This is a genomic window from Tepidiforma sp. (genome assembly GCF_034432735.1).
Taxonomy (GTDB): domain Bacteria; phylum Chloroflexota; class Dehalococcoidia; order Tepidiformales; family Tepidiformaceae; genus Tepidiforma.
In genome coordinates this window covers 17,686-29,167 of the sequence record NZ_DAOUBJ010000021.1, presented here as the reverse complement: position 1 = coordinate 29,167, position 11,482 = coordinate 17,686, and the positions used below count along the sequence as shown (strand labels likewise).

Below are 11,482 nucleotides of genomic sequence, written 5' to 3'. Positions count from 1 at the left end.
GCGACGGCTCTACGCCACGCTCCGGGACATCGTGCTGGACAAACCTGCGACCGCAGCCCTCAACGATGCCCTCGGCTACCGCGGGGGTAATCCTGCGCAGACCCGCCAGGTCGTGAAAGTTTTCTACGATGCCCTTCTCGCCGGCGACCGGGATACGGCACTCGGGCAGCTCTCCGCCAAGGCGACCGTCATCGACGGGGTTTACGGCGTCGCCAGTGGGCCGGAAAACGCGCTCGGGCTCTTCGCCTCCATCCCCATGCCCGCCTTTGGCAAGCTGCGTGTGACGAATCTGCTCGCGGGCGACCACATGGCGATGGTGGAGCTCGCTATCGACCCGGCGAGACCCAGATTCGCCGATTGGGTCAGGCTCGTCGATGGGAAGATCCAGATCATCGAAGGCTACGCCATGCTCCGGGAAATCGGCGTCAATCCCTACGAAAACTACGCCCACGATCGCCATCAGCGGCGGGTCATTATGCCGGCCTGATCTGCGACCGCCGTCCGCCCTAACCGAAACGATTCGAGGATTATCGCTATGGCCAAGATGTACTACGACAACGATGCCGACCTGAGCCTGCTCGCTGGTCGGAAGATTGCGGTCGTCGGCTTCGGCTCGCAGGGGCATGCGCATGCGTTGAACCTGCGGGACAGCGGTTGCGACGTGATCGTCGGGCTCTATCCCGGCTCGAAATCGCGCGCGGCTGCAGAAGCAGAAGGGCTGCGCGTGATGAGCGTGGAAGAGGCGGCACGCGAGGCCGACATCATCATGGTTCTCGCGCCGGATCAGGTGCAGAAACAGATCTACCAAACCGGCATCGAGCCGAACCTCGCCGAGGGCAAGATGCTGATGTTCGCCCACGGCTTCAACATCCACTTCCAGCAGATTCAGCCGCCGCCGTTCGTCGATGTCACGATGATCGCGCCGAAGGGGCCGGGGCACTTGGTGAGGCGAGTGTTCGTGGAGGGTGGCGGCGTGCCCTGCCTCGTGGCCGTCCACCAGGACGCCAGCGAGATGGCGCTCCAGCTGGCCCTTGCCTATGCGAAAGGGATCGGGGGGACGCGTGCCGGCGTCTTGGAGACCACGTTCCGCGAAGAGACCGAAACCGACCTCTTCGGTGAGCAAGTCATCCTGTGTGGCGGCCTATCTGCACTCATCAAAGCGGCATACGAGACGTTGGTCGAGGCAGGCTATCAGCCGGAGAGCGCATTCTTCGAAACGATGCATGAGCTGAAGCTAATCGTCGACCTCATCTACGAAGGCGGTCTTTCCCGGATGCGTTTCTCGATTAGCGATACCGCCGAATACGGCGACTACACGCGCGGTCCGCGGATCATCACCGACCAAACCCGCGCCGAAATGAAGAAGATCCTGCGCGAGATCCAGACTGGACAATTCGCGAAAGAATTCATCCTGGAAAACATGGCGGGTCGCCCGCACTTCCTCGCTACCAGGCGACTCGAACAGGAGCATCCGGTCGAAAAGGTGGGCGCAGAGATGCGCGCCATGATGAGCTGGCTGAACCGCCCGAAGAACTAGCGTCCTGCCGCAGAGGTGGCCCGTTGGAACTGGACAGCGCGGCGCTCGTGGGTGCCCTCGATCGGGCCGGTGCCGTCGCGTTCGCGATTTCCGGTGTCCAGACGGGCCTTCGCCGGAATTTCGATATTTTCGGTCTCTGGGTAATGGGCCTGGTCACGGCTACGGGCGGGGGCGTGATGCGCGACGTGATTCTCGACCGCCAGCCGCTCATCCTCGCCCGCCCCGATTACCTGTTATGGGCCTCGGCCGGCGCCGCCCTCGCTATCGCCCTCGCCTGGCGCGGGAGGCCCTACCCCCGGCTGATGGTCGCGCTCGCGGAAACGGGGGGACTCGGGGCGTTCGCGGTCGCCGGTGCGCTCGCGGCGATCAATACCGGCCAGGGCTGGAGCGGTGCAGTCCTCATGGCGATCCTGACGGCCACCGGCGGCGGCGTCGTACGGGATCTGCTGGCCGACCGCGTTCCGCTCGTGCTCCACAGTGAGGTCAACGCCACTGCCGCCGGGCTTGGCGGCCTCGTAACTTGGGCCGCCTTCGATATATCGAGCGGGGCGGCGACGCTCCTTGGGCTGAGCGTCACAGCGCTCGTCCGGGCTGCCGGGGTCGCCTTCGACCTCCACCTGCCTCGACCCCGGCGATCCGGCGGGAACCGCCCGGCGCGGGACGGCTGATTTCTTTTTTGCTGCCCCGAGGCGTAGGATATTCACAAGAGCTTTCGGCGTTCTCACCGCCGAGGTGTTATCCGTGTCATCTCGCATGACCGATTTGGAGAATACGAATGCTGGCGATAACTGCGATTATCGTCGGCCTCGTGGGATTGCTGGTTGGAGCCGGCGCGGGCGTTCTGTACCGGCGCCGCGTTACCGGGACATCACTGCAGCAGGCAGAAGAGCAGGCCAACCGCATCCTCGCTGAGGCCGAGACCCGACAAAAGGAGCTGCTGCTCCAGGCAAAAGAAGAAACGCTCCAGCTGCGCAATTCCCTCGAAGCGGAGATGAAGGAGAGGCGCGCGGAAATTTCTCGGATCGAACAACGGCTCGCTCAGAAAGAAGAAAACCTCGACCGAAAGATCGAGACGCTCGAGCGGCGGGAACAAGCGCTGCGCGAGCGCGAGGCGCAGATCGAACGGCTGAGAGCGGAGGCCGAGGAGCTTCGCCAGCGACAGGCGACCGAGCTCGAGCGGGTCGCCAATCTCTCCGTCGACGAGGCGCGGCAGCAGCTGCTCGCGGCCGTCGAGGTCGAGATTCGGGACGAAGCCTCCCGGCGGGTCCGCGAAATGGAGAAGGAAGTCGAGGCGACAGCTGCGGCCCGGGCACGTAAGATCCTGGCGACGGCGATTCAGCGATATACCTCCGAGGTGACAGCTGAAACGACCGTCTCCGTCGTTCCCATCCCCAGCGACGATATGAAGGGGCGGATCATCGGTCGGGAAGGGCGGAACATCCGGGCTATCGAGGCGGCCACAGGCGTGGACCTCATCATCGACGACACGCCGGACGCCGTGACCGTGAGCGCGTTCGACCCCGTCCGGCGAGAGATTGCCCGGCAGGCCCTTTCGATGCTCGTACAGGACGGCCGGATTCACCCAACACGCATCGAGGAAGCGGTCAGCCGGGCCAGGCGCGATGTCGAAGCGACGATGATGGAAGCCGCCGAGGCCGCTGCGGTAGAAGCCGGTGTCCTCAACCTGCACCCAGAGGTACTGAAGATTTTTGGCCGCCTGAAGTATCGGACGAGCTATGGCCAAAACGTGATGCGCCATTCGATCGAGACGGCGCACATCGCGGCGATGATCGCGCAGGAGATTGGTGCCGACGTGGAAGTCGCACGGGCTGGCGGGTTCCTCCACGACCTCGGAAAGGCGGTCGACCATGAGGTCGAAGGGACGCACGCGCTCATCGGTGCGGATATCGCGCGGCGCTACAAGGTAAAAGAAGCGGTCGCGCATTGCATCGAAGCACACCACGAGGAGGTCGAGCCCCGGACCGTGGAGGCCATCATCGTGATGATGGCCGACGCCATTTCGGGCGGGCGGCCGGGTGCGCGGCGTGAATCGCTCGAGGCGTACATCAAGCGCCTGGAGGCGCTCGAGAGCATTGCCCGGAGCTACAAGGGAGTGGAGTCGGCCTTCGCCATCCAGGCTGGTCGCGAGGTCCGCGTCATCGTGAAGCCCGAAATCGTCGACGACCTCGAGGCGATGCGCATCGCCCGGGACGTGAGCCAGAAAATCGAAGAGACGATGGAGTACCCGGGCCAGATCAAGGTCACCGTGGTCCGGGAGACCCGGGCGACCGAGTACGCCCGGTAGTGTTGCCGTGCGCCTCCTCTTTCTCGGCGACATTGTCGGGAGCGCGGGCCGCGAGGCGGTGGTGCGCGCCGTTCCTGCGCTGAGAGCCGAACTCGGTCTGGACTACGTGGTAGCTAATGGCGAGAACTGTTCGGGGGGCAAAGGGCTGATACCGCGCCACGCCGACGAGCTATTCGCCGCAGGGATCGATGTCATCACCGGCGGAAACCACACCTTTCAGTATCGCGAGCTCTACCCCTACCTCGAATCGACTCGCGGCATCACTCGGCCGCTCAACTATCCGCCCGGCGCGCCCGGGCGAGGGGTCGCCGAATGCGGAGATCTGGTCGTCATCAACCTCATCGGCCGTTCGTTCATGCCTGCCGACTACGACGACCCCTTTCGCGCCGTCGACACCATCCTTGCGGGGATGTCACCAAATCGGTTCATCGTCGTCGACTTCCACGCAGAGGCAACGAGCGAGAAGCAAGCGATGGGCTGGCACCTGGATGGGCGCGCGACGCTGGTGGTCGGCACGCACACCCACGTACCGACGGCTGATTGTCGGCTCCTTCGCCACGGCACGGCCTACTGCACCGATGCAGGGATGTGCGGGGCGCGCGATTCGGTGATCGGTGACGACATCCAAGCGGTCTTGAGCCGCTTCCTCACCCAGATGCCGACGCGACTCACCCCGGCGGAAGGCCGACCCGCCGTCATCAATGGGGTGTTCGTCGAAGCTGACGACCTGACGCGGCGCGCGACGCGGATCGAACGTTTGGATCGGGAGATTTGTTGATGGCCAGCGGCGACTTCCATCTCCATTCGACGGCTTCCGACGGTGTCAACTCCCCGACGTGGGTCGTCGAACGCGCCGCGGCGAATGGCGTCCGCGCGCTGGCCCTCACCGACCACGATACGACCGAGGGACTTCGCGAAGCCGCTGAGGCAGCAGCTCGGCTCGGGCTCCGACTCATCCCGGGCGTCGAAATCAGCACGGAAGTCGGGAAGGCCGACGTGCATCTTCTCGGGTACGGATTCGATCCCGGAGCCAGGAGGTTGCAAGAGTTCTTTCGTTGGCAACGAGAGGGGCGCCTCGCTCGGGTCGAGAAGATCGTCGCCATCCTGCGCGAGCATGGGATGGCGCTCGAGACCAGGCGAATCTTCGAAATCGCCGGCGAGGCCACGGTAGGGCGACCCCATGTAGCACGGGCGCTGCTCGAAAAGGGATACGTGGCGAGCGTACAGGAAGCCTTCGACCTTTGGCTCGGCAATGGCAAACCGGCCGACGTCAACCGCGAAAAGCTCGACCCAAAGGATGCGATTGCGATCATTCACGAGAACGGCGGAGTCGTCTTCATCGCCCACCCAACGTACATGGGGGATGACTACGTGGAAAAAATCCGCCTGCTCCGGCGCCTAGGGGCCGACGGTATCGAGACGTACTACAAACATTATGCCGCGGAGATCGTCGCGGGCCTGGCTTCCCTTGCGAAGGAACTCGGGGTGGCGGCTTCGGGCGGAAGCGACTATCACGGGCTAGGGAATCCCGACGACCGTGACATCGGCGATATTTCTTTTCCGGATGAGTGTGTCGATGCGTTCCTCGGGTTCATCGATGCACAATGCGCCTGCAGCGCGATCGAGGTACCAGCATGACTATCGAAATCGACGAGATCGAGCGCATCATCCCCCACCGCTATCCGTTCTTGCTCGTCGACCGTCTCGTCGAGGTCGAGGCGGGCAAGCGGGGAGTGGGCATCAAGAACGTAACGGCGAACGAGTGGTTCTTCGAGGGGCACTTTCCGGGGCGCAAGATCATGCCGGGCGTGCTCATCGTAGAAGCACTGGCGCAGGTGGCGGCGGTCACATTGCTCTACGGGACCGACACAGGGGGAAAGCTCCCGCTCTTCGGCGGCATCGAGCAGCTCCGATTTCGGCGGCCAGTCGTTCCGGGGGACCAGCTTCGGCTCGAGTTCGAGCTCGAAAAGCTTCGGGGCCCGGTCGGCAAGGGCAGGGTACGGGCCACCGTCGACGGGCAGCTGGCCGCGGAGGGAACGATCACCTTCGCGCTGGCCGACCCTTCGGGGGCCAGCGGCGAACGGTGATATACTCCAATCGAGAGTGATGCGTTGCGGCGGTCCGCCAAAGGCGGGCCGTCGGTGTGTTCCGGAGATTCATGGACGAGACGGTACTAGCCCAGCTGGAACGGGTAACCGCCCGCTACGAGGAGCTCACGGAGGAGATGGGGCGGCCGGAGGTCGCCGCCGACTTCGAACAGGTGAGCCGCCTGGCGAAGGAGCGGTCCGAGATCGAGCCACTCGTCGAGGTGTTTCGGCAATACCGCGCGGCGCAATCGATGGCCGAGGACGCGAGGGCCCTGCTGACCGAATCGGACCCGGAGATGAAGGCGCTTGCGCAGGCCGAACTCGGCGAGGCCGAGGAGCGCATGGAAGAGCTCGACCGGCAGCTTCGCCGCATGCTGTTGCCGAAGGACCCCCGAGACGGCCGGAATGTCATCGTCGAGATCCGGGCGGGCGCAGGAGGAGAAGAAGCGGCGCTTTTTGCCCATGAGCTCTTTCGGATGTACCAGCGCTATGCAGAGCGAAAGGGCTGGCAGACGGAGATCCTCAGCGCTTCCGAATCGGACAAGGGAGGCTTCAAGGAGGTGGTCTTCGAGGTGCGTGGAGAGGGGGCGTATTCACGCCTGAAGTACGAAAGCGGGGTCCACCGTGTGCAGCGCGTCCCCGAGACAGAGGCGCAGGGACGAATCCACACGTCTACGGCGACCGTCGCAGTTCTTCCCGAGGCAGAAGAAGTCGAAGTCGACATCGACGAAAAGGACCTTCGTGTCGATATCTTCCACTCGTCCGGGGCGGGCGGGCAGAACGTCAACAAAGTGGCCACTGCGGTGCGGATCACGCACATCCCGACGGGCATCGTCGTCGTTTGCCAGGACGAACGCTCCCAGCTCAAGAACCGGGTGAAAGCGATGATGCACCTGAGATCCCGGCTGTACGACCTGGAGCAGCAAAAGCAAGAAGCGGAGCTGGTGGCGAACCGCCGGAGCCAGGTCGGCACGGGTGACCGAAGCGAGAAGATTCGGACCTACAACTTCCCGCAGGACCGCGTGACCGACCATCGAATTGGCCTCACCGTCCACAACCTCGCCCAACGCCTCGACGGCGACCTCGACGACATCATCGATGCCGTTGCGACGGCGGACGAGGCGGCGCGGCTCGAAGCGATGGTATGAACGCTCGGGAAGTCGCAGGCGCAGCCGCCCGCCGGCTGGAAGCCGCCGGCCTGGAGGACGCGCGATTCGAGGCGGAGGTGCTGGTCCGCGAGGCAGCCGGCATTTCGAGGGCTCAGTATTTCGCCGGGGCGATTCTCGAGGGCGAGGCTCGGACGCGCCTCGAACAATGGCTCGCACGGCGGGAGCGACGTGAGCCGCTCGCGTACCTCACAGGGTGGCGTGAGTTCTACGGACGGCGGTTCGCCGTCGGCCGGGGGGTTCTCGTTCCTCGTCCCGAGACCGAGCTCCTCGTGGAGGAGGCGCTCGCTGAACTCCGGCAGCTGGTCGATGCGTGCGTTCTCGAGGTCGGAACGGGTTCGGGCGCGGTGGCCGTCTCGGTCGCTGCAGAGGCGCCCGCAGCGCGCGTGGTCGCCACGGAGATCAGCGCGACGGCGTTGCGGTTCGCGGCACTCAACGCCGCCGCCCATGCCCCAGGCGTGCAGCTCGTCCATGGGAATCTGGCGGACCCTATCCGGACGGCTGACATCGTAGTTGCGAATCTTCCCTATATCCCCAGCGGCGAAATCGATGCCCTCGAACCAGAGGTGAGTCGCTGGGAGCCGCGCGTTGCCCTCGACGGAGGAACCGACGGGCTACAGCTCGTGCAGGAGCTCATCGACGACTGCGCAGGGAGGCTCCGCCCGCGGCTCCTCGCGCTCGAGGTCGGTTTCGGCCAGGCCGACACCGTCGCGTGCCTGGGCAGACTCGCGGGCGCTGAAGTGCGCGTGAGGAGCGACCTTGCCGGGATCGACCGCGTGGTGTGTCTGCGATGGCGGTGAAGTTGGTCGCGCTGGACATCGACGGGACGGTGATCCCGCCGGAAGCCGGCGGTGGCGACCACGAGCCTCCCCCGGCTATCCGGGAGGCCGTCAGGAAGCTCGCAGCCGCAGGGGTCGCGGTCGTCCTCGCCAGCGGCCGGATGTTCCCGGGGACACTGCGCGTCGCGCGGGAGCTGCGTCTCGTGACGCCACTCGTGTGCCAACAAGGGTGCTCGGTGCATCGTATCGATGGCGAGATGACGCACGTTTTTCCAATCGAACGACGACTGGCCCTCGAGATCGTGGCCTATGCCCGGGAGTTGGGACGCGACTACGAATGGTTCAACCCGGTGCGCTACCTGGCGAGCAGGCCGTCGGAGGCGACGCGTCGGTATGGCGAGGTGAGCGGAATCGAACCCGAGTATCGCCCGGACCCGGAATTCTCCGGCGTCGATCCGACCGGCGTCGGGATCATTTCTGATGCTACGACGGCGGTCTCGATTCACCGAGAACTATCGGCCCGGTACGCGGAACGGCTTCACCTCCTCGACTTTCCCGAGGTGACGGTGGCGGTGGCGCCAGAGGCGAACAAGGGGCACGCGCTCTCGCTTCTTTGTGCAGACTGGGGGATCGACCGGCACGAGGTGGTCGCCGTCGGCGATTCGGTGAACGATGCCTCGATGCTAGCGTGGGCGGGATTGGGTGCCGCAATGGCCCACGCGGACGCCTACGCGCGGGATGCCGCGGACCTGATCTTGGCGCCGGGCGCGACAGGGCTTGCGGAGTTCCTCGAATCGCTTTCCCGCTAACTCGGGTCGATGCGGTGCCACGTCCGCATCAGCACGAGGCCGATACCGAACACGGCGAGGAGCAGCGCCCCGACGGGAAGGACGGTGCCGGACCAGTCGATGCCCGCGCCGGATTCGTTCGCTGCGGGAGGCGCCGCCTGCTGCCCGGTGAGATTGCGGATGCGTCGAACCAACTCGGACTCGGGGATGGCCGTAGGGGTGCCGTCGAGTCGCGTGGCAGCTCCGTCGGAAAGGAGGAAGACCGCCGAAGCGGCAGGCCACTCCGCGGTTCCGCTCATGGTCCGAAGGAAGGCGAGGACGCGCGCACCCTCCGGCAGCTCGGCGGGCGGGCAACCAGCTGGGAGGCCAGGGAATTCTGCAGGTTGGACCGCCTGGCGGCTCACCGTACCTTTGAGAAACGTTTCAGGCAGAAGCTCGATGCCCGATGGGAGCGCCTTCACCTTGGCGACCAGGATCACGTTCGCCTGGAGGACTGCCGGTTCGAGCTGGTTCGGGTCGGCTGATATGCACGGAGTATCGGCTCCAGACGGAGTCGCCGGGGCCGCAATGGTCAGCGCGAGCCCGACGAGAAGACTAGCTGCCAGCCTGCGCAAACTGGTAAATCTTGCCTTCCGTCTTGATGGCCGGGGCGATGACCATTTCCGCCTTCTGGAACTCCCGGATCGTCCGGGCGCCGCACATCCCCATCGCGGTTCGGAGCGCCCCAACGAGGTTTTCCGTGCCATCCGTTCGGCTGGTGGGGCCGTAGAGAAGCTTTTGGAGGGTCGTGTTGACCCCAACGGCGACGCGCGTACCGCGTGGCAGGTGTGCATGGGGTGTAGCCATCCCCCAGTGGTAGCCGCGCCCGGGCGCTTCGGTCGTGGCTGCGAACGGCGAACCCATCATCACCGCGTCGGCCCCGGCGGCGAAGCACTTGCAGACGTCACCGCCAGTCCGGATACCCCCATCCGTGATGATGGGGACGTAGCGGCCCGACTCGCGCAAGTAATAGTCGCGAGCCGCCGCGCAGTCGATCGTGGCTGTGACTTGCGGGACGCCAATTCCGAGCACCTCGCGGCTCGTGCAGGCCGCACCTGGGCCCACACCGACGAGCACGCCCGCGACTCCCGTCCGCATGAGCTCGAGCGTGGCTTCGAACCCGACAGTATTGCCGACGACCACGGGGATGTGAATTTCTTTGAGAAGCTTCTCGAAGCGGAGCCCCTCGACGCTCGTGGACTCGTGGCGGGCCGTGGTCACGGTGCTCTGAACGACGAGGATGTCCGCCCCCGCCTCCTGGATCAGTGGTGCGAAACGCTTCGTGTTCATCGGGGTAACCGAGACAGCGGCCACGGCCCCGCCTGCTTTGATTTCCTGGATACGTCGGCGAATGAGGTCTTCACGGATCGGTTGGGCGTACGCGTGCTGGAGCAGCGCCGTCGCTTCGTCGCGACTCACGGACGCGACTTCCTGGAGGATCGCTCCCGGGTCGTCGTACTTCGTCCATACGCCTTCGAGGTTCAAGACGGCGAGGCCGCCCGCTTTGTGCATGGCGATCGCGAAGGAGGGGTCGACGACGGCATCCATTGCCGAGGCGATGAAAGGGATGGCGAAATGGTGCGGACCGATGTCGAGGCCCAGCTGCGTCAGCTCGGGGTTGATCGTGACGGTGCCGGGAACGATGGCAACTTCGTCGAACCCATATGCCCGTCGAAGCTGTTTGAAGGTTGGGGCGGGCTGATCGTCATGGAGGTACGGCGCGGAGCCGCGCTCCGGCTCATCGGAGGCGGCCGAGGAAAGGTTGGCGACGGTACTCAATTCAGCGCAATCCCGGGGCTAGAATTGCGGCCGAGCAGGCGGCCGCGGCGTTGCTTTCGAGTGTAGAAGCGGCCCCCGGACGGGTCAACACAAATCGGATTCGAAGGAGTCGCTTATGTGCAATAGCTCGGATTGGCCCGTTCGATGACGGCCTGGCATCCGGGACTGTACGTCACGGCCACGCCCATCGGAAATCTCGACGACCTCGCACCGCGGGCCGCGGCGGCCTTCCGCGTGGCTACCCTCGTCGCTGCCGAAGACACGCGGGTGACGGGGCGGCTGGTCCGCGCCGCGGGCAGCACGGCCCGACTCGTCAGCCTAACCGAGCACAACGTCGAGGCCCGGGTCCCCGAGGTACTGGCCGCCGCGGAAGAGGGGGTGGTCGTATTGGCAACCGACGCTGGCACCCCCGGCATCTCCGACCCCGGTGCGCGGCTGGTAGCCGCGGCACACGCGGCGGGCATCAGGGTGGCAGCCATCCCCGGGCCTTCGGCGCTCGCAGCGGCCGTGTCGGTCGCTGGGTTCGATGCGGCGGTCACGGTTTTCGGAGGCTTTCTTCCGCGTCGTTCTCGCGAGCGGCGTCGGCGGCTGCTCGAGCTCGCAGGGCCGAATCGCATGCTGGTCTGTTTCGAGGCTCCTGGACGCGTCTCGGCACTGCTCGCCGACGTCGCCGACGTGCTGAACGACCCCTTGGTCGTGGTCTGCCGCGAATTGACGAAACTGCACGAGGAGATTGTGCGGGACCGGGCATCCGCGCTCGCGGACAGGTTCGCGAATTCGCGCGGGGAGTTCACCATCGTGATTGGCCCCACAGGCGACTTCGCGGCGGGCCGGCGAGACGCGAAGGAGTTGCTCGCGGCCTTTCGGCGGGCCGGAGCACAGCGCTCGGCGGCCGCCTCCGAAGTGTCGAAACTGACCGGGGCGGATCGTAGCGACCTCTACCGCTGGTGGGACGAAGCGGCCGAAGGCGGCGAAGGCTGACCGTGTGGTACCATCGGAGCG

13 protein-coding genes are annotated in these 11,482 nt (G+C 65.4%); 11 read left to right on the top strand and 2 right to left on the bottom strand.

Annotated elements, in window-relative coordinates; all coding sequences use genetic code 11:
- The 10 genes from VAE53_RS01735 to VAE53_RS01690 form a co-directional block, all read left to right on the top strand.
- Window positions 1-487 (top strand): hypothetical protein (locus VAE53_RS01735; RefSeq protein ID WP_322817635.1); only part of this gene is annotated, 487 nt, incomplete at its 5' end.
- A gap of 48 nt (window positions 488-535) precedes the next feature.
- Window positions 536-1,537, top strand: coding sequence for a ketol-acid reductoisomerase (gene ilvC, locus VAE53_RS01730; protein ID WP_322817634.1), 1,002 nt, complete (start codon window positions 536-538; stop codon window positions 1,535-1,537).
- 23 nt (window positions 1,538-1,560) lie between these two features.
- Entirely contained in the window at window positions 1,561-2,205 is a 645-nt protein-coding gene (locus VAE53_RS01725) for a TRIC cation channel family protein (RefSeq protein WP_322817633.1), read from the top strand.
- 107 nt (window positions 2,206-2,312) lie between these two features.
- Window positions 2,313-3,842 (top strand): ribonuclease Y, encoded by a 1,530-nt coding sequence (gene rny, locus VAE53_RS01720; RefSeq protein WP_322817632.1) that lies wholly within the window; start codon window positions 2,313-2,315, stop codon window positions 3,840-3,842.
- Between the two features lie 7 nt (window positions 3,843-3,849).
- Complete coding sequence (locus VAE53_RS01715; RefSeq protein WP_322817631.1) at window positions 3,850-4,620, top strand: TIGR00282 family metallophosphoesterase; 771 nt, start codon at window positions 3,850-3,852, stop codon at window positions 4,618-4,620.
- Window positions 4,620-5,480, top strand: coding sequence for a PHP domain-containing protein (locus tag VAE53_RS01710; protein ID WP_322817630.1), 861 nt, complete (start codon window positions 4,620-4,622; stop codon window positions 5,478-5,480). Before VAE53_RS01715 ends, VAE53_RS01710 begins: the two co-directional genes overlap by 1 nt.
- On the top strand, window positions 5,477-5,929 hold the full coding sequence (gene fabZ / locus VAE53_RS01705; protein WP_322817629.1) for a 3-hydroxyacyl-ACP dehydratase FabZ: 453 nt from the start codon (window positions 5,477-5,479) through the stop codon (window positions 5,927-5,929). The genes VAE53_RS01710 and fabZ overlap by 4 nt, the downstream gene beginning before the upstream one ends.
- 71 nt (window positions 5,930-6,000) lie before the next feature.
- Window positions 6,001-7,077 (top strand): peptide chain release factor 1, encoded by a 1,077-nt coding sequence (gene prfA, locus VAE53_RS01700; protein WP_322817628.1) that lies wholly within the window; start codon window positions 6,001-6,003, stop codon window positions 7,075-7,077.
- Window positions 7,074-7,895 (top strand): peptide chain release factor N(5)-glutamine methyltransferase, encoded by an 822-nt coding sequence (prmC, locus tag VAE53_RS01695; RefSeq protein ID WP_322817627.1) that lies wholly within the window; start codon window positions 7,074-7,076, stop codon window positions 7,893-7,895. Before prfA ends, prmC begins: the two co-directional genes overlap by 4 nt.
- Window positions 7,886-8,683 carry an HAD family hydrolase gene (locus VAE53_RS01690; protein WP_322817626.1) on the top strand — a complete coding sequence of 266 codons (798 nt, stop codon included), beginning with the start codon at window positions 7,886-7,888 and terminating at the stop codon, window positions 8,681-8,683. Before prmC ends, VAE53_RS01690 begins: the two co-directional genes overlap by 10 nt.
- Here the strand turns inward: VAE53_RS01690 and VAE53_RS01685 are convergent.
- Complete coding sequence (locus VAE53_RS01685; protein ID WP_322817625.1) at window positions 8,680-9,123, bottom strand: hypothetical protein; 444 nt, start codon at window positions 9,121-9,123, stop codon at window positions 8,680-8,682. The genes VAE53_RS01690 and VAE53_RS01685 overlap by 4 nt on opposite strands.
- 133 nt (window positions 9,124-9,256) lie before the next feature.
- The gene (locus tag VAE53_RS01680; protein ID WP_322817624.1) at window positions 9,257-10,480 is read right to left on the bottom strand and encodes a GuaB3 family IMP dehydrogenase-related protein; all 1,224 of its coding nucleotides are present in this window, start codon (window positions 10,478-10,480) and stop codon (window positions 9,257-9,259) included.
- A gap of 144 nt (window positions 10,481-10,624) precedes the next feature.
- Between VAE53_RS01680 and rsmI the strand changes: the two genes are divergently transcribed.
- Window positions 10,625-11,461: a 16S rRNA (cytidine(1402)-2'-O)-methyltransferase gene (gene rsmI / locus VAE53_RS01675; RefSeq protein ID WP_322817623.1), complete on the top strand. Its 837-nt coding sequence runs from the start codon at window positions 10,625-10,627 to the stop codon at window positions 11,459-11,461.
- Window positions 11,462-11,482 lie beyond the last annotated feature (21 nt).

Coding starts and splice junctions, on each gene's coding strand:
- ilvC (WP_322817634.1), top strand. CDS start 536: ATGGCCAAGATGTACTACGACAACGATGCCGACCTGAGCCTGCTCGCT.
- rny (WP_322817632.1), top strand. CDS start 2,313: ATGCTGGCGATAACTGCGATTATCGTCGGCCTCGTGGGATTGCTGGTT.
- VAE53_RS01710 (WP_322817630.1), top strand. CDS start 4,620: ATGGCCAGCGGCGACTTCCATCTCCATTCGACGGCTTCCGACGGTGTC.
- fabZ (WP_322817629.1), top strand. CDS start 5,477: ATGACTATCGAAATCGACGAGATCGAGCGCATCATCCCCCACCGCTAT.
- prfA (WP_322817628.1), top strand. CDS start 6,001: ATGGACGAGACGGTACTAGCCCAGCTGGAACGGGTAACCGCCCGCTAC.
- prmC (WP_322817627.1), top strand. CDS start 7,074: ATGAACGCTCGGGAAGTCGCAGGCGCAGCCGCCCGCCGGCTGGAAGCC.
- VAE53_RS01690 (WP_322817626.1), top strand. CDS start 7,886: ATGGCGGTGAAGTTGGTCGCGCTGGACATCGACGGGACGGTGATCCCG.
- rsmI (WP_322817623.1), top strand. CDS start 10,625: ATGACGGCCTGGCATCCGGGACTGTACGTCACGGCCACGCCCATCGGA.